General features: G+C 71.5%; 12 protein-coding genes. 3 read left to right on the plus strand and 9 right to left on the minus strand.

Going from position 1 to position 18,246, the window contains the following annotated elements:
* Positions 1-27: 27 nt before the first annotated feature.
* The 4 genes from ACIRB1_RS39970 to eccB form a co-directional block, all read right to left on the minus strand.
* Entirely contained in the window at positions 28-1,722 is a 1,695-nt protein-coding gene (locus ACIRB1_RS39970) for a hypothetical protein (protein WP_352182179.1), read from the minus strand.
* The gene (locus ACIRB1_RS39975; RefSeq protein ID WP_352182180.1) at positions 1,722-2,114 is read right to left on the minus strand and encodes a hypothetical protein; all 393 of its coding nucleotides are present in this window, start codon (positions 2,112-2,114) and stop codon (positions 1,722-1,724) included. Before ACIRB1_RS39975 ends, ACIRB1_RS39970 begins: the two co-directional genes overlap by 1 nt.
* A 511-nt stretch (positions 2,115-2,625) precedes the next feature.
* A complete protein-coding gene (mycP, locus tag ACIRB1_RS39980) occupies positions 2,626-3,891 on the minus strand; it encodes a type VII secretion-associated serine protease mycosin (protein WP_403468967.1) in 1,266 nt (421 codons plus the stop codon).
* A 12-nt stretch (positions 3,892-3,903) separates the two neighbouring features.
* On the minus strand, positions 3,904-5,424 hold the full coding sequence (gene eccB / locus ACIRB1_RS39985) for a type VII secretion protein EccB (RefSeq protein ID WP_352182181.1): 1,521 nt from the start codon (positions 5,422-5,424) through the stop codon (positions 3,904-3,906).
* Between the two features lie 198 nt (positions 5,425-5,622).
* Here eccB and eccE point away from each other — a divergent pair, with 198 nt between their 5' ends.
* The 3 genes from eccE (at position 5,623) to ACIRB1_RS40000 (ending at position 11,301) form a co-directional block, all read left to right on the plus strand.
* Positions 5,623-6,957, plus strand: a complete 1,335-nt coding sequence (gene eccE / locus ACIRB1_RS39990; RefSeq protein WP_352182182.1) for a type VII secretion protein EccE — start codon at positions 5,623-5,625, stop codon at positions 6,955-6,957.
* Entirely contained in the window at positions 6,954-7,670 is a 717-nt protein-coding gene (locus ACIRB1_RS39995) for a hypothetical protein (protein WP_352182183.1), read from the plus strand. Before eccE ends, ACIRB1_RS39995 begins: the two co-directional genes overlap by 4 nt.
* A 307-nt stretch (positions 7,671-7,977) precedes the next feature.
* The gene (locus ACIRB1_RS40000; RefSeq protein WP_403468968.1) at positions 7,978-11,301 is read left to right on the plus strand and encodes an SCO5717 family growth-regulating ATPase; all 3,324 of its coding nucleotides are present in this window, start codon (positions 7,978-7,980) and stop codon (positions 11,299-11,301) included.
* Between the two features lie 100 nt (positions 11,302-11,401).
* Here the strand turns inward: ACIRB1_RS40000 and ACIRB1_RS40005 are convergent, their stop codons facing one another.
* The 5 genes from ACIRB1_RS40005 to ACIRB1_RS40025 all read right to left on the minus strand — a co-directional run bounded on the left by ACIRB1_RS40005 (position 11,402) and on the right by ACIRB1_RS40025 (position 18,148).
* Positions 11,402-12,379 (minus strand): bifunctional riboflavin kinase/FAD synthetase, encoded by a 978-nt coding sequence (locus tag ACIRB1_RS40005; RefSeq protein ID WP_403468969.1) that lies wholly within the window; start codon positions 12,377-12,379, stop codon positions 11,402-11,404.
* A 139-nt stretch (positions 12,380-12,518) separates the two neighbouring features.
* Complete coding sequence (locus ACIRB1_RS40010) at positions 12,519-16,136, minus strand: trypsin-like peptidase domain-containing protein (protein ID WP_403468970.1); 3,618 nt, start codon at positions 16,134-16,136, stop codon at positions 12,519-12,521.
* A gap of 312 nt (positions 16,137-16,448) precedes the next feature.
* Complete coding sequence (gene truB / locus ACIRB1_RS40015; RefSeq protein ID WP_403468971.1) at positions 16,449-17,354, minus strand: tRNA pseudouridine(55) synthase TruB; 906 nt, start codon at positions 17,352-17,354, stop codon at positions 16,449-16,451.
* Positions 17,351-17,800, minus strand: a complete 450-nt coding sequence (gene rbfA / locus ACIRB1_RS40020; protein WP_328828382.1) for a 30S ribosome-binding factor RbfA — start codon at positions 17,798-17,800, stop codon at positions 17,351-17,353. The genes truB and rbfA overlap by 4 nt, the downstream gene beginning before the upstream one ends.
* Before the next feature lie 54 nt (positions 17,801-17,854).
* Positions 17,855-18,148 (minus strand): DUF503 domain-containing protein, encoded by a 294-nt coding sequence (locus ACIRB1_RS40025; protein WP_019064765.1) that lies wholly within the window; start codon positions 18,146-18,148, stop codon positions 17,855-17,857.
* Positions 18,149-18,246: the final 98 nt, after the last annotated feature.

Raw genomic sequence — 18,246 nt, forward strand, 5'->3', positions numbered from 1 at the left:
ATGCGGATGTGAATCCTCGCTCGTTGTTCAGTCGGTCTCTGTTGGCCTGCTACGCCGTCGGTCGTCGCGCTCGCGTTCGTTCTCGCGGTCCTCGCGACTGGTTCGGCGGCGATTGGCTCTCCCGCCCTGCGGAGTTCCTGCGCTGCCTCCCGGGAGGCCGTCCCTGCCTCCCGGGGATACCCGGCCCTTGGGAGTCCCGACCACACCGTCGGAGTTGCCCGTGTTGGGACGACCAGGCCTTTCCTTGCGGCCGCTGGAGGCAGGGTTCGGTGATCCGACAACCCCGCGCTGACCGATTCTGCCTGCGGGCGTACGGGAGGTGGCACCACTCTCAGCGCCGACGACCGTGCCGCGCGGAATCCTGGTGCCGCCCGATTCCGAGGCAGCACCTGTGGTCGCTTTCCCGCCGACAACTCCGTTGCTCCGTCCGGCCCCTGTGGGTCCCGCGCCACCGGTGCGACCGGCTGCGGTTCCGCCGGCAGGGCGGGGCATTCCACCCGTGACACCGCGGGCAAGAGGTGACCTGGCCCCGGCCGGTCCGTTGCCTCGGATTCCCGACTGTTCCGCGGCGTTGGCACGCCCCACCGGGCCCGTGGCTCCGCGTGCGGCAGCGGCGTTGTTGGGAGCGCCGAGGCGTCCCTGAGACGGGATTTGCGCCTTGCTCGCCGTTGTTCCTCCGAACGCCGACGTCCTGCCGGTAGGACCGCTGAACAGAGGAGGAGCACTCGCTGCAACAGGCGGAATCGTGCCTGTGTTACCCGCACCTGACCCCGTCGTCGACGGCGGCAGGACGGTCGAGGGCGTCACGGTCTCTTGAGCCGGGAGAGTCCCCACACCATCGATCTTCGTGCCGACGGTTCGGTCCGGGTGAAGGGACGAGTCGTCCAGGTGTGTTCGCGGAGTAACCACGTCGGCCGTACGGGAATGACCACTCGTGACGCTCGACGTTTCGTGAGGCGTACTCACCCGCTCGCGAGCGACTCCGAGACTGCTTCTGGTCCGCGTTCCGTCTCCATTGCCAGGAACCTTGTATTCGCCGACCGGCTTGGGTACCCCCACATCGGGCATGGCTTTGAGGAACATGGGAGGCTCCTGCGCCGCCAGCGTCTCCTCCGACACCGAATAGAAGGACGACAACCGATTCATCTGGTTGATCGCCTCTTGGCGGTCCTTCTCGACGGTGACCGCAGCGGCGTACTGCTTGTTGCCTACGACGCGCGCGGGCATCGGAATGTCCTCAGGCGTCTGGGTGGAGTCAATCCGGGTGTCGCGCGGCGGCATGGCGCTACGGACGGATGCCAGGCCCATGGCCGCGGCCGAGATCTGCGTGCCGGCGACCTCCGCAAAGGACGCCAGGTTGACGGCGTAGGTGACGAGGTCACTGCCCCAGTCACGGAAGGCCTGACCGGAGTCGCCCTCCCAATCGACGTTGCCGATATGGCCACCGAGCTCTTCGGCCGCGTCATTGATGGCATCGCGAGCATCCCAGAGGGCCTTGCCCGCGGTCTCCAGGTGCTCGGGACTCGCGGACTCGACCATGTCGATCATGTCGTTGAGACGGTGGTTCTCAAAGTCGGTCTTGCCGAAAAAACGAACGTGTCCGCCGAATATGCCGTTCATCGCATCCGACACGACGTTGGCAGCGTCGATGACACCGACCTGTTGGACCACCTGTGTCTGTTCCACATCGTGCGGATTCGGGTGGTGCTGCTCGTTACCCATCAGTACCCAGCCTTGGACTGCTTGTCGTCGGACCGCTCCTGCTCCGGCTTGCCGCTCTTCGCCGCGTCCGCGGCTGCCTGTTCCCGCAGCGCCTCGGCGTGCTCACGACTCAACTGGGTCTGGATCTCCCAGAACCGACGCCGCTGTTCCTCGTCGACGTTGTGAAAGTTGTTGTGTGCGGCACTCACAGCGATCTGGAGCGCCTCGATCTGAAGCCCCAGGTTCTTGGAGAGTGCGGTGAGACGCTCATGGACGCGCTCGTACTGTGTGTGCAGGCCCTTGGCCTCACCGAAACCGCCGGCACCGGCGAACGACGCCTGCGTGAGCGCATGCGCTCCGACCTTGTGGGCACTGCCCGGAGAGCTCTCGAAGTTCGAAAGAACTCCGTCCACACGCTTCTTGAAAGTTCCGAGCGCCTCCAGGCTGGCCCTGAAGCCCCCTCCGCCATCAGCAGGAAGCACGACGCTTTCCCCTCCCCGTTTTCGTCGCCCGCCCCCGGGGCGACTGCACCCCGTGAGCGTTCCTCTCCGCAACGCATTCACTCTAGTCGCTTCCTGTGACAGTCCCAACTGCCTTATGCGACAGCTGTGCTACCACTCGACCAAGCTTCACCGCGTCTTCACGGCGCCCTCTCGCGCCCACCTGGGCCGCTGCTGCCTCCTGACGCTATGTGACCCGCGGGCCGGTGGCCTGAGTACGGCTACTCAGGTGCCGTGGCCGCACACCTGCGAGTGAACGTCAGGGTGGGTGGAGGGGTGATGCGGGGCCGTCGTTGCAGCGTGGCCATTGCGAATGGCGTCCTCCGGTTCCGTCAACTCCCGCTGTGGGCCCGCTCCTTCCCAGGTCGCGACCTCTTGACAGGAAGGGGGAAAATGCGGCGCCACCCTCAGGCGTCGCCGTACGTCACTCCAGCCCCGCCACTCTCCGCGCCCGCTTCCGTGCGTCCCGCGTCGCCACCGCCGCGCCGCCGAGTCCTGCCACCAGCACGGCCGAGCCCAGAGTGACGTACGTCGCGAGGCGGGCGTTGTGTTCGTCGGGGGTTTCGCCGAGCTGGAGCTTCGCGGGGGACGGGGCCTGGGCCTTGGTGAGGCCGTCCTGGGGATCGGGAGACTCGATCGGGTGATCGTCCTCCGTGAGCGCGCGGACCGGGTCGACGACGCCCCAGCCGACGAGGCGGTCGTGGCCGGCGATGGTGCGCTCGGCGGTCTGCTCGATCTGGGCGACGACCTCGCGGGCGGTCCAGTCAGGGTGCTTCGCCTTGATCAGCGCGGCGACGCCGGCGACGTAGGGGGCCGAGAAACTCGTACCGTTGTCGGAGCAGTTGCCGCCCTTGGGCACGGTGGAGATCATGTCGACGCCGGGTGCCGCCACGCCGACGAAGTCCCCGGACTGGGAGAAGGACGCGCGTTCGTTGTTGCGGTCGGAGGCCGCGACGGCGAGGACACCCGGGTAGGACGCCGGGTACGTCTTCTTGACGTTGCCGCCCAGGCCGTCGTTGCCCGCCGACGCCACCACCACGATCTTGCGGGCCAGCGCGGAGTCGATCGCCGTCTCCAGGGACGGGTCGGGCTTGACCGCGTTCGACGTGTCCTGCGAGATGTTGATGACGTCGGCCCCGGCCTGGATCGCGTAGCTGATCGCCAGCGCGAGCGTCTGCGCGGTGCCGTGGCCCTCCGCGTCGTTCTGCTGGATCGGGATGATGGTCGCCTCGGGGGCCAGGCCCACGAAACCGGTGCCGCCGACCGGGCGGGCGGCGATGATGCCGGCGACCTTGGTGCCGTGTCCCACGGTGTCGGTCGTGCCGTTCTCGCTGCCCCGCTTGATCGCGTCGCCGTTGCTGTCCTTGAGGTTCTTCGGCAGGAGGTTACGGCCGCTCTTCACATCCACCGCATGGGTGAGCTGGGGATTCTTCACGTCCACGCCGGTGTCGATCACCGCCACCCGTACGCCCTTGCCCTGGGACTGGTTCCACAGCTCGTCGAGGAGGACGCGCTGCAGGGCCCAAGGGCGGCCCGGGTACTTCTTGTTGGGGAACGTGCACTGGTCCGAGAAGGAGTCGTCCGCCGATGCGGGGCGCGCGAGCGCGACAGTGGTCACGGCGAGGGTCGCGGCCACGGCGGCCATGGCCGCCGCCGTGCGAAGGGGACGGGAGGGAGTCGTGTACGGCATGCCCAACTCTCCCTACGAACCCTGCGGTTGACGTGCCGCCGCCGTCGACAGGCGGGGGCCCGTGGGCAGGAACTCGGACCAGGAGGCGGGGATCGGCGCCGGATCGACATCGGCGTACCCCAGGCGGATCTGGGCCTGCTCGGCCTCCTGCTGCTCCTGCTTGCGTTCCTTGGCCGTCGTACCGATGCCCGCGTCGCTCGTGGCGCTGTCGGCGTTGGACTGCAGGACGTACCGCAGCCCGGTGTCGGTGACCAGGAAGACGGGGCCGGCCTTGGTCTCCTCGCCCTGGAACTGGCGGAAGAGCTGCCCGGAACCGGGAGTGACGTAGGCGCTGGTGGAGCCGGTGGGGAGCGGGGCCGGGAAGTCGGTGCCTGCCCAGGTCGTCAGGGTCGTCTCGCCCTTGCTGCCCACTTTTTGCAGGACGTTGCAGATGGTGCTGCGGCTGCCGGACGCGTCCGAGGACTCGTTGACGGCCTTGGGTTCCTTGGTCGGCCAGCGGTTCTCGACGCCGAAGGAGCCCTTCGGCTCGATCGCGCCCGGGCTCACCCCGGTGGCGTGACCGGCCTGGCCGAGCGGGGCCAGGTCCTTGCTGTACAGCAGGAGTTGGGCGACGAAGGCGGAGATCTGCGCGACCCGGCCGGGGAGCACCACGTAGTAGTGCTGCCCGCTGGCGTCGGACGCCTTGAGGACCATGCCCACCTTGTTGGTCGACGCGTCCAGCTCGCCCGGCGCGCCGGCGGCCGTACCGGATGCGGCGCCGATGGACGGGAAGGCGATCGGGTCGCCTTGGTGCAGGGTGGCCAGCCACTCCTGGGAGACGCGCTCGGGGTCGCGGCCGGAGCCGACGACCGCGCGCAGCAGCAACTCGTCGCTCTTGTTCACGCGATACGCCGTACCACCCGCGTCCACCACGTAGCGGTTCTTGTCCGGGTCCACGACGTAGAGCAGTTCCCCGCCCCGCAGCCGCTGCCTGCCGTCGGTCTTCTTCATGTCGCGCTTGGCGAGGACCAGGGCCGCCTTCTGGATGGAGCTGCCGCCGGCGCTCGGACGCTCGCAGACGGCCCACCGCTTGTCGGCACCCGCCTCTCCCGCCGAGGGCAGACGGTCGGGGGCGTACGGGATGCCGACGGTGACGCCGTGCCGGATCTTGCCGCTGTCGAGGACCGACTCGTCGACGGTGACGACCTCGCCCTGGCCGGGGTTGAGAAGAAGCTTCGCCGACGCCATGTTGAGGACGGGATGCAGCTGAACCGTGTGGCCGGTCTTCAGGACGACGTAGCGGGTGGTCGACTTGCTGGCGATGATCACCTTCGACTTGGGGGTGTCCCAGCCCTGGGGCGCGGTCGGCTTGAACATGCCCCACGCACCGAAGACTGCCATGACGACCACGCCCACGATGACGCCTGGCACCACTCCGCGCAGCGGTCGCGGTGCCCCCTCCTCCGAACCGTCCGGGGACGACTGCACGAAGGACGCCAGCATGCGCCGCTTCGCGAAGGTGTAGGCGTTGAGCTGGTCCCGCCGAGATGCCATCTCTGTCTGTCTCTCCCCGTGTTGAGCCTGGGCAGCGCTCGGGGGTCCACCGTCCCCCGCCCATCGATGTCAGACCGGGCACCTACTATGCCTGGTATCCGCGGGGACTTGTGGAGCGGGTAGGGTACCTGGACCTTCAGGGGCCCTATGTGGTGCTGAAACAGCAGTGAGTTGTGAGTAAAACGGGGGGATGGAGTGATGGCTTCCGGAACGCGGACGCGGTCCCGTGACCGGTCGCGGACGAGAGGCTCCGGGACACCCGGGCAGGGGTCCGCGCAGCCGCCGTCCGCCGCCGGCACACCATCCCAGGGGGCGGGCGGACTTCATCTCAGGACTCGCCGCGGACAGGCCGGGGCATTCCGGTTGCAACGGCTCGTCCTGCTGGAGATCGCGGCGGCCGTCCTCCTCGTCGGGTGGGCGATCGATCCCATGGCGATGGTGCCGGCGGGCGTCGTCGCCGTCGCGCTCGTACTGCTCGCCTTCGTCCGCCGGCGCGGCCGCTCCCTGCCCGAATGGCTGGGCACAGCACGGGCGTTGCGCGCACGTCAGAAGCGCGCCGCCGACACGGTGGCACCACCGGGCACGGAGCCCGGTCTCGCACCGGCCCTGGAGTGCGACCCGACCCTGCGGACGTATTCGTACGGCGGCCGGGACCGGCGTCCGATCGGGCTGATCGGAGACGGCACCTTCGTGACCGCCGTCGTACAGGTCGAGGCCGATGCCACCGCGCTGCGGGCCGACCGGAACAGACAGCCCCTGCCGCTCGCGCTGGTGCGGGACGCGCTCGAGGTGGACGGTATCCGGCTGGAGTCGGCGCAACTCGTGCTGCACACCCAGCCCGCGCCCGCGCTGCACCTGCCCCAGCACTCCGTGGCCGTCACCAACTACGCGCCGCTGCAGGAGCAGACCGGCGCCCCCGCGGTGCGTATCACCTGGATCGCGCTGAAGCTCGACCCCGAGCAGTGCCTGGAGGCTGTGGCCGCGCGGGGCGGGGGGCTCATCGGAGCGCAGAAGTGCGTCGTGCGCATCGCCGACCACCTCGCGAGCCGGCTCACCGGCGCCGGCTTCCGCTCGACGATTCTCGGCGAAGAGGAGCTGACCGCGGCGCTCGCCACCTCAGCCTGCGCGAACCCCCTGGTGACGGCGGAGGCCGGAAGGACCGAAACACGGGAACGCCGGACCGAGGAGTCCGGCCGGAGCTGGCGCTGCGACAACCGCAGACACACGACGTACTGGATCCGCCGCTGGCCCCAACTGGGCGGTCGCGGCCCGTCGTTGCCACAGTTGATCGCCCTGCTCACGGCCACCCCGGCGCTCGCCACGACGTTCAGCCTCACCCTCGCGCGCGGGGAGCGCCAAGAGGTGTCGATGTGCGGGCACCTTCGGGTGACGGGACGGAGCGACGACGAACTGGTCGCGGCGCGGCGCGCGTTGGAGGGCGCCGCGCGCCACACGGGCATGGCGCTCACCCGCCTCGACCGCGAGCAGCTCCCGGGCGTACTCGCCACGCTGCCGCTCGGAGGTGCCCGATGACCGCGATGACGATGCTGCGCAACGGCCTCGGCCTGATCGGTCCGCGACACGGACGGCATGTGCTGTCCCCCGAGCAGGTGGACGCGCTCTCACTGCCCATCGGGGACGACGGCGTCGTGATCGGCGTCGACTCCGAGGGTCAGCCCGCGGTGCTGGGCCTCAACCGGCCCACTCCGTACGACGTCGTCCTCATCGGGGGCCTGTGGACCGTACAGGTCGTCGCCCTCAGAGCGGCGGCGACCGGGGCGCGCGTGGCCGTGGAGACCGGCCGTCCGCAGGCCTGGATGCAGATGGTCCACGCCATGGGCGGCGGACAGAACGGCCTGGCCGTGTACGACGTGGGCCGGGTCCCGCCACAGGGCGCCTCGGCGGGCACGCCCGTACTCGTGGTGCGGGACTGCGGCATGCGTCCGCCGCGCGGGCGGGTCGTGTCCGGACCCTGGCAGTCGGTGCTGACCCTGCTTCCGTACCTCAGCCCTGTCGCCCCGCGGCTCATACGGCAGGCACGGCTCGTCGGTGTGCAGCGGATCTCGCCGGACGAGGCGGCGGAGCTGGGCCGCGCCATGGCACTCCCCCGGGCCGACGTCGACTCCCTGCCCACGCTCGCCGACGGCCTCACGCTCTGGTGCGGCGACCGCGACCGGCAGTACGTGATGACGCAGCCGACGGACGCGGAAGTCGGTCTGCTGGGTGTGGCTCGGCGGATGGACTGAGGGGTACGGGTCCCCCGGTCCCCGCCGGGCGGACGGATTGAGTTACCTCGGCTGTCCCATTTGGTCGTTTTCCAGAGGGATTTGAGCCGCTATCGGCGGTCTCGGTCGTCTGGGCCCGCACTAAGGGGCGGGCGGGCCTGCCGAGTCCACGGTTTTGGTGATTAGGCTGGGACGGGGCACGTCACGAGTTGTCCGCGAGCGAGCGGTCCGTGACCCAGCGGCCCCAGGGGGACAACCCGGCGCACCGGACGGTGCGAGCGGTCGCCCCGGCACGGCATGAGGGTGCTCGACCACACCAGGAGGAATTGTGAGCAGCGATCGGGACGGGATCCGCGGGGGCTGGGCCACGCCCGGCGATGACCAGCCCGACGACGAGTCCGCCATCGAGATGACGGGCGAGTTCACGATCGACTACGCGCCGCCGGCCTGGTACACGCAGAACTCGACCGGCGCGTCGGGCACATCAGGACAGGCCTCGCCGCCGTCGACTCCGGCGAGCGGTACGGCGGTGCCGCCGCCACCTCCGGTCGGCCCGGCGTTCCCGGTACCGGCCCCGCCGGACAACTCCGGCTTCCAGGCGGGCTGGGCGCCTTCGGCGGCGGTTCCGCCCGTGGGTCCGGCCTCGGTTACGCCCGCGGTTCCCGAGGAGGAGGACTCCGACAGCGGTGACCTCGTCAGCGGGGCGACGATGCGGTTCTCGTCTGCCGCGTTGAAGCGGGAGATCGCTGAGCGGGGTGGGGTCGCGGAGGGTTCGTCGGAGCAGGGCGACGAGGAGACTCCGGCGGCTTCGGTTCCGGATTCGGCTCCTGCTCCTGCTCCTGCTCCTGCTCCTGCTCCTGCTCCTGCTCCTGCTCCTGCTCCTGCCGACGGTCCCTTGGGCGGTGCCGAGCGCTCTGACGCCGGAGACGGTACCCCTGACGCGGAACTGGGTTCCGGAGAGCGGGAGTTCGAGGGCGAGGTGCCTGGCGACGACAGTTCCGCCGACGGCATCGCAGACCCTGACGCCGCCGAAGTAGCCGGTCAGGGCGAGGACGGCGCGGTCGCCGACCCGGGAACGGGGACGGGCGCGGACACGGGCACAGCGGGGGACACGGCTGACGGCGAGAATGCCGGCGACGCGTCCGCCGCCTCTGTGACGCACCCCGACGCCGGGCTCGACGCTGACACACCAGTTGACACACCAGTTGACGCACCCGCTGACGCGGAGGTCGAGCCGAGCGACGTCGACGCCTCCCCGTCCGCACCGGAAAACAACTCCACTGACCCGGCCGACCCCATCGATCCCGTCGACCCGACCGACCCGGCGGACCCGACCGCCCCGGCCACGGGCGCCACCGACACCACCGGCAACGGCACCGGCACCACCGACGCCGACGCCGACCGCGACGCAGCGAACGTCCCGCCCACCTGGACTCCCCCGCCGGCCCCGCAGAGCGGCATCCCGCCGCTGCCGCCCTCCTACCAGCCCGCCGCCCCAGCCCCGGCCGACCAGTGGCCCGCGCAGCCCCAGCCGCAGGCTCAACCCCCGGCCCAGACGCAGCCGGTGGATGCCGCCGCGTCCCAAGAGCCCCCGGTGCCGCAGCCGCCCGTGCCGCAGCAGCCCGTGCAGGCCCCGGCCCAGCCCTCGTTGCCGCCGCAGCAGCAGCCCCCGTTCCAGCCGCAGCCCCCGCAGCCGGCACCGGCGGCCTGGGACGCGCCGCCGCCGAACCCGCAGGGCCCGGCCCCCGTGCCGAACCAACAGGGCGGCTACGGCTTCCCCCAGCCCCCCACGCCCACCGCCCCGGCACAGCCCCCAGCCCCGAACCAACAAGGCGGCTACGGCTTCCCGCAACCTCACACACCCCCCGCCCCGAACCAACAGGGCGCCTACGGCTTCCCCCAGCCCCCCGCACCCCCCACCCCGAACGACCAGGGCGCCTACGGCTTCCCCCAACCCCCCGCGCACCAAGGCCCGCCCACCCCCACCCCCCAGAGCGGCTACGGCTTCCCCCGCCCCGCCGCTCCCGAGGCAGGCCCCGAGGGCACCCCGCCCCTCCCCCCGCAGGCCGCCCCCGCGCAGCCCATCCCCGCCCCCCAGGCCCACCCCCACCTGCCCCCGCAGGCCCCCCAAGCACAGCCCCAAGCCCAGCCCCAGTCCCCGCCCCAGCCGCACGCCCAACAGCCCAGCCCTCAGCCCCAGCCCCAGCCCCACCCGCAGTCCACACCCCCGGTCGACCCCCGCACCGGTGCCGCCTGGCCCCAGCCCATCCAGCACGACCAGCGGCAGCCGACCAACCCCGCGGCCGCGCCGCTGGGTTACACCGCCGCCGTGGAGCTGTCGTCGGACCGGCTGCTGCACAACAAGAAGCAGAAGGCGAAGAGCGGTCGGCCGGGAGCCGCGCCGTCGCGGTTCAAGATCGGCGGGAAGAAGGAAGAGGCCGAGCGGCAGCGGAAGTTGGAGCTGATCCGGACGCCGGTGCTGTCGTGCTACCGGATCGCGGTGATCAGTCTCAAGGGCGGTGTCGGCAAGACCACGACCACCACCGCGCTGGGCTCCACCCTCGCCACCGAGCGCCAGGACAAGATCCTCGCGATCGACGCCAACCCGGACGCCGGCACCCTCGGCCGCCGCGTGCGGCGCGAGACCGGGGCCACCATCCGTGACCTCGTCCAGGCGATCCCGTACCTCAACTCCTATATGGACATCCGCCGGTTCACGTCCCAGGCGTCGTCCGGGCTGGAGATCATCGCCAACGACGTCGACCCGGCCGTGTCGACGACGTTCAACGACGAGGACTACCGGCGCGCGATCGACGTGCTGGGCAAGCAGTACCCGGTCATCCTCACCGACTCCGGTACGGGTCTGCTCTACAGCGCGATGCGCGGTGTGCTCGACCTCGCCGACCAGCTCATCATCATCTCGACGCCGTCCGTGGACGGTGCGAGCAGTGCGAGTACGACGCTGGACTGGCTGTCGGCGCACGGGTACGCCGACCTCGTCTCCCGTTCGCTCACGGTCATCTCCGGGGTTCGCGAGACCGGCAAGATGATCAAGGTGGAGGACATCGTCAGCCACTTCGAGACGCGCTGCCGGGGTGTCGTGGTCGTGCCGTTCGACGAGCATCTCGCCGCCGGTGCGGAGGTCGACCTCGACATGATGCGGCCGAAGGTACGGGAGTCGTACTTCAACCTCGCGGCCCTGGTCGCCGAGGACTTCGTGCGCCACCAGCAGATGCACGGCCTGTGGACGAACGACGGCAACCCGCCCCCGGTGCTGGCCCCGCCGATGCCCGGCCAGCAGGGCTACCCGGGATACCCGGGGCAGCAAGGCCAGCCCGCTTACCCGGGCCAGCAGCCGTACCCGGGCGGGCAGGCCCCCGGCCAGCCCGGTCCCTACCCCCCGCAGCAGCCGCACCAGCCGCAGCCGCAGGCGCAGCCCCCTCACCCCGGTCAGCCCTACGGCCAGCAGCCCTACCCCCCGCAGGGCCCGCCCCCGGCCCAGCAGCCCGCCGCGCCCTACCCCCAGCACCCGGGGCAGCAGCCCGCGCCGCCGTACCCGCAGCACCCGGGCTACGGCCAGCCCCCGCAGGCTCCTCAGCAGGACGGCGAGCAGGCCCCGCCTCCCCCGCCGCCCGCACCCCCGCAGCAGTAGCCGCACACGAAGGGCGGCCGGCGCCAACAGGCACCGGCCGCCCTTCGTCGTCGTAGGAACGACAACAGGAACAGCACAAGCAACAGGAAAACAGGAACAGCTATCCGGCGTCGGCTTCGCCGGCGTCGTCGGCGGCGTCCGCCGAGATCAGTTCGCGGCAGCGCTTCACGTCCTGGGCCATCTGTTCCAGCAGGCCCTCCAGCGAGTCGAACTTCGCCTGGCTGCGCACGAAGGCGAGGAAGTCGACGGCGACATGGAGGCCGTACAGGTCGAGGCCGACGCGGTCGATGGCATACGCCTCGACCGTGCGCTCGGTGCCGTCGAACTGCGGGTTCGTGCCGACGGAGATCGCGGCCGGCATGGCCTCTCCGCCGACGTGCAGGTAACCGGCGTAGACGCCGTCCGCCGGGATCGCCGTGTGGGGCAGGGTCTCGACATTGGCCGTCGGGAAGCCCAGTTCGCGGCCGCGCTGCGCGCCGCGGACCACGACGCCCTCGACCCGGTGCGGGCGGCCGAGGATCTCGCGGGCGCCCTCGACGTCGCCCTCGGCGACCAGCCGCCTGGTCAGTGTGGAGGAGAAGGGCTCGCCGCCGCCCGCCGCACCGCTCACGTAAAGATCCACCACCTCTACCTCGAAGTCGTACGTCTTGCCCTGCTCGGTCAGGAAGGCCACATCGCCCGCGGCCTTGTGGCCGAAGCGGAAGTTGGGGCCCTCGACGACCGCCTTCGCGTGCAGTTTGTCCACCAGTACCTTGACCACGAAGTCGGCCGGGGACAGCTTGGAGAACTCCTTGGTGAACGGCAGGATCAGCGCCGCGTCGACCCCCAGCTCGGCCATCAGTTCGGCACGGCGGTGGTGCGGGGCGAGCAGCGGCGGGTGGCTGCCGGGGCGCACGACCTCGCTGGGGTGCGGGTCGAAGGTGACGACGACCGAGGGAATGCCCAGCTCACGGGCGCGTTCCACGGCATGCCGGATGATCAGCTGGTGCCCGCGGTGGACCCCGTCATAAGAACCGATGGTGACGACACTGCGCCCCCAGTCCTCAGGGATGTCCTCCAAGCCACGCCAGCGCTGCACTGTGACCGCTCCTCATCGAACCCGTGTCCGTATGTAGACCTGTGTCGTTGACCTCTTACGCAGGTCTAAGGGTGCCATGCCGGGGGCTTCCGCCCCGCATCGGCATGGAGGCTGTGACCGGGCGCACGTACAAAGGCCGCTATGCCGGAACGCCCACCCCGGCCAGGTTCTCGATCATGCGCCGTGTGCCGGGTCCGACCACCGCCGCCCAGTCCTCCGGGGTATCGGCCAACCAGCGGGCCATCAGCGCGGCGAAACCGGGGACGTGCCGGCCCAGGTCGACCAGCCCGCGGTCGAAACGGGTCGCGCCCGCGGGGGTGCGGACCAGCAGCCGTCCCGTGCGGTGGACGAGGTCGCGGATCTCGTCGTCGTCGCGCCGCCCCGCCGTGTGCAGGAGTGCGTCCAGTACGGCCGGGTCGTGCTCGTGCGCGAGCAGGAACTCCAGGAGTTCGCGGCGCAGCGGGCGGGAGGCCGGGGCACCGGGGGCGGCGAGCACGGGCGCGAGGGCGGCCCGCACCGGCGTGGGGCCGCCGTCGAGGAGGCCGGTGACCAGGGGGAAGAGGATCGCGCGGGCGGCGGGGCCGTGGTCGAGGCAGCGGTCGACGTAGAGGCCGAGGTACGCGGCCGTCTCCGGCCACCGTACGGCGGTCTCGCGGACCAGGGCCGCGGCCCGGCACACCAGGGACGGGGTCGCCACGTCGGCGAGCGTGCGGACCGCCTCGCTCGCGTCCGGTCCGTGCAGACGGGCGCGGAAGGCCTCCAGGACCGGTTCGGGGTGGGTGGTGAGCGCGGCGGCCAGCGCGCTCGGCGGGAACTGGGGGTCGCCGGACGCGAAGTGCCGCAGCGCCCGCGGGAGATGGCGGGCGCGGGTGTGCGGATCGCGGACGAGGAGGGCGAGGGCGCCGCCGTGCAGGGTGGAGTCGGTGGCGCGTCCGAGCAGGAACTCGGCCGCGTAGCGCAGGAGTTCACGGTCCGCCTCGGTCCGTACGTGCGGGGCGGCGCGCAGTCCGTACGCCACCGCCGCCACCCTGCGGGCCGGCCGTTCGTCGTGCGCCCACCGGTCCACCGCCCGGCACACGGCCGACGGCTCCTCCTCGGCCAGCACGCCGAGAAGCTCATCGGCCCGCCCGTGCGCACACCCGACGAGCACCTCCGTCAGTTCGTCCAGCGCCCGTCGCCGATGCGTGTGCAGCAAGACCTGAGCGGCCGTCGCCACGGTCGCCTCCGGCGTCGCGGGCAACGGCCGCTCGTCGTCGAACCAGCGGGTCAGGAGCGGTTGTACGGCGGTGGGGTCGGCGGCGAGCAACTCGGCCGCGGTGTCGAGGAATCGGGGCGCGCCGGGGGTGTTCCGCGGGGCGTCGTCGGCGAGCACGAGCCGCCGGAGCAGCTCGAACCGCTGGGAGTGCGGCAGGTGCAGTGCGGCCCAGAAGCGTGGCCCGAACTCCGGTGATACGGGGCCGCGTTGGCGGCTCCGCATCACCAACTGGTCGGCCAGCAGTCGCAATACGTCGCCGTACGGCGTGGCGTCGGGGACCCGGAGCAGTACCTCGGCGAGCAGGCGCGCGGCCCACCAGGAGTCCGGGTCGGCGTCCAGGGCAGCCGTCAACTCCTCAAGCTTCACAGCCAGTTCGGGGGCTCCGTGTTGGCGGGCGAGGAGCAGCAGGGCCTGTACGACGGGGCCGATGCGGTGGTGCGGTACGGGGAGGGGGTGCCCTGTTCGTGTGGTGCGGGGGCGGTGGACCAGGGCCCGTAGAGCTTCGTCGAGGTCCAGGTGGGTGCCCTGGATCCAGTCCGCCAACTCCTCGTGGGCGAAGCGGTATCCGGTGCCGGCCGGTACGAGGAGTCCTTCGGTGAGGACGGCTGACGCCCACCCGGTGCCACCGCCGAGCCGTGCGGGTACGGGGCCCCAAGGGAACACCGCCTCGAACGACTCCCGGTCCAACTCCCCTTGTCCCGGCCCGAGACTGCGCCGCGCGGCCTCGTGCACCTGGCCGGACACCTTGGCGGCGAGGCGTCCTACCGGGGTGCCGCGCAGCCCGTTCTCGGCGGCCAGCCGGACAGCGATCCGGAGGCACATGAGGTCGAGGTAGGCGGAGAACACGTCGTCCCGGTCGAGCCGGGTGTCGGGGGCGGCGGGCAGCGCGGCGAGCACCTCGGAGAGGAGCCGGAGGGTGAGGGGGTGCCGGGCGTCGGCGCCGGTGAGGACGCCCTCCGGAATCCCGTACGCTCCCCGCGCTCGCCGGGCCTCGTCCGGCCGCAGGTCCCCCAGCTGAACGCAGGGCGGCAGCACCGCCCCGGGGGCTCCGGAATCACGCCCGCCGTACAGCGACTCCGCCGGAAACCCCGCTCCTTCCCAGTACTCCGCCCGACACCCCACCACCAGCCGCGCCCCCGTCCCCCGCAGCCACTCCCCCGTCCCCTCGGTCCACTCGGCCAGCCGATGAGCCAGCACGGGCGGCATCTCCTCGGGCCCGTCGAGCAGCAGCAACAAGGGCCGCCCGGCGTCTCGGGCCACCCGCGCCAGCCGTTCGGGGGCGACGTCGCCGAGGTCTCCGGAGCCCCCCGGCAGCGAGACGGACGCGGCGACGATCCGTGCCGCCCGGTCCACAGCCCTGCGGACCGCGTCCGCCACCGACGTGTCGTCGTCGCGCAGATCGGCACCGCGCAGCCACAGCGTGGGGGCCGGTTCGGCACCGCCGTTGCGCCGGGCGGCGAGCGCCGCGAGTTCCGTCGTACGGCCGCTGCCCGGTGGCCCGACGAGGCCGAGCACGGTGGCCGGACTGTCGAGGAACGCGGCGAACTCCCTTGCCAGGGCCGGGCGTTCGACGGGGTCCACCGCGCTTACGGGGCCCACGAGGCCTGCCACTGCTCCCGGGGGGCCGTCCGAGCCGACCGATGTCGCCGTCAGTTCCAGGACGCCCGCCAGGTTGAGGTCGGCGCCGTACGCGGGGACGGTGGCCGCGTTGCGCGCGAGGAGGTCGTCCAGCGCCTCCGGGGTGTCACCCAACGCGGCTTCGTCTCGGGGGAGTTGGCGGAGTGGTACCGCGAAACCCGTGTCCCGTTGCCCGGATTGCAGGGCTGTGCCGAGGACGCCGAGCACCGCGCCGGTCACCGCGTCCAGGACCGGACCCCCGGCCGCTCCGCCGCCCAGCCGCAGCGCGTCCCGGCCCGCCGTGCCGATCGCCAACTCCAGGGCGTCGTCGAGGAGATGGAAGCGGTCGGTGGCCGTGTAGGTGACGGAGGTGGCGCCCAGGACGCGGGCCTCGCGCCAGCAGCCCGCGGCGATGCGCACGTACGTGCCGGTCTCCACGCGGTCCCGGACGGTGACGGGGAGCGGGTCGACGCCCAGGCCGTCCGTGCGGACGAGGGCCAGGTCGAGGGCGGGCAGCGGGGTCACCGCGTCGGCGGTCACCAGGCAGGTGCGGTCGTCGGCGGCGTGCAGGAGGAGCCGGGGCAGTCCGTCGACCGCCTCGTGGCTGGTGATGACCGTGCCGTGGTGGTCGGCGACGAAGCCGGTGCCGCGCGGGCGTCCGGCGAGGTCGCGGATGCGCACCAGGGAGGTGTCAGCGGTGGCGGTGGTGGGGGCGGCGTCTGTCGCGTCATCGGCGGCGGACAGGGACGCGGCGCGCTTCCCGTCGTCGGCGAGGGCGCCCGTCGTCTCGCCGACAGCCGACGCGACGCCCCGCGTCGGCCTCTCCCCGCGTGTGCTTTCCCGCGTCCGACGGGTGCCGCCCGTCCGCGGGCCACGTCCCGCCATGGTCGAACCTCCCGCCGTATCCGTGCCCTGTGTTCGACGGTAGGCGTGGCGTGATCAGCGGGACAGATCGCGTGGTGAACGCGCCCCCTTCCGCTCCCTCGGTTCACTCCGAGCGCCTGCCCGGACGGGTGAATAGAGGCGGAGGGTTGGATACACCCTAGGGGTGGGGGAACCGAGGGGGGACCGTGGAGCGGCGGGAACCGTAGACCCCGTGACCGCCGCTCCACGGGCGGGAGTTGAGACCCCACCGCGGCTCGGCTCCGTATCCGCCTCCGTGCTCGACGGCAGCCTCGGACGTCCCCCGAGGGACCGTCAGGCGAAGACCGCCAGGCTCTTCGCCTTGCCCTTCTGTTCCTCCACGAGCGCCAGGAAGCGGCCCTCGGGATCGAAGACGCCGACCGCGCCGGCGCCCGCGTACTCCTCGGGGATCTCCAGCCGGACGCCGTTGAGCAGCAGCTTCGCCCGTCGGGTGTCCACGGACCAGCGCGGGAACGCGGCCTCGGCCGCCTCGGCGATCGGCATCACCGTCAGCTCCGTCTGGAGCTGCTCCAGCGTCTTCGCCGTGTCCAGCTTGTACGGGCCGACGCGGGTGCGGCGGAGGGCCGTGAGGTGGCCGCCGACGCCGAGGTCGTCGCCCAGGTCGCGGGCCAGGGCTCGGATGTAGGTGCCGGACGAGCAGACCACCGAGACCACCAGGTCCAGGACGGGGGTGCCGTCCTCGGCGACGGCGTCCCGGACGTCGTGGACCGCGAAGGAGGAGATGGTGACGGGGCGGGCGGGGATCTCGAAGTCCTCGCCGTCACGGGCCCGCTTGTACGAGCGGACGCCGTCGATCTTGATGGCGCTGACCTTGGACGGGACCTGCATGATCTCGCCGCTGAGCTTGGCGATCCCGGCGTCGACGGCGTCCCGGGTGACCTTCGAGGCGTCTGACGACCCCGTGATCTCGCCCTCGGCGTCGTCGGTCAGGGTGCTCTGGCCCAGGCGGATCGTGCCCAGGTACTCCTTCTCCGTGAGGGCGAGGTGTCCGAGGAGCTTGGTCGCCTTCTCCACTCCCAGGACGAGTACGCCCGTGGCCATGGGGTCGAGCGTGCCCGCGTGGCCGACGCGGCGGGTGCGGGCGATGCCTCGCATCTTGGCGACGACGTCGTGCGAAGTGAAGCCCGACGGCTTGTCGACGATGACAAGGCCGTCGGGCGTCCGGGTTTTCTCGGTCATTCGGCGGTGTCGTCCTCGTCGTCCTCGCCGGGCTTCTTGTACGGGTCCGCGTCGCCCGCGTAGGCGGCGCCGGCCGATACCTCGCGGACCTTCTCGTCGGACTGCCGTGCCTTGTCGAGGAGGTCCTCGATGGTCTTGGCGGTGTCCGGGAGGGCGTCCGCGACGAAGGTCAGGGTCGGGGTGAACTTCACGCCCGCCGCCGCGCCCACGGCGGAGCGCAGGACGCCCCGGGCGCTCTCCAGGCCCGCCGCCGCCTCGGCTCGCGCCTCGTCGTCGCCGTAGACCGTGTAGAAGACAGTCGCCTCCCGGAGGTCACCCGTGACGCGGGTGTCCGTGATGGTGACGTGGGTGCCGAGCCGGGGGTCCTTGATGCCGCGCTGGAGCTTCTGGGCCACCACCTCTCGGATGAGGTCCGCCAGCCTCTTGGCACGCGCGTTGTCGGCCACTGGTCCGTCTCCTTAGTAACTACGTCGTGCTGCAACTACGTCTTGCCGCTTGCTTCAGTCTTCGTCGCTGTGGAGTCTGCGTCGAACGGAGAGCAGTTCCACCTCGGGCCGCGCTGCGACCAGCCGCTCGCAGCGGTCCAGTACGTCGGTGAGGTGTCCCGTGTCCCCGGAGACCACCGCGAGCCCGATCTCGGCCCTGCGATGCAGGTCCTGACTGCCCGTCTCGGCCGCGCTCACCGCGTACTTGCGCTGGAGTTCGGCCACGATCGGGCGGACGAGAGAGCGTTTCTCCTTCAGCGAGTGGACGTCGCCGAGGAGCAGATCGAAGGACAGAGTCCCCACATACATGTGTGTCCGGATGTCCCGCCGGTTCGGGGTATGGGCGCCGGTCTCGGACGCCGATACAGGAACCGTACACGCAACGGCCGGGGCCGATCGACGGAAAT

The sequence above is a fragment of the Streptomyces sp. NPDC096013 genome, assembly GCF_044763565.1.
GTDB lineage: Bacteria > Actinomycetota > Actinomycetes > Streptomycetales > Streptomycetaceae > Streptomyces.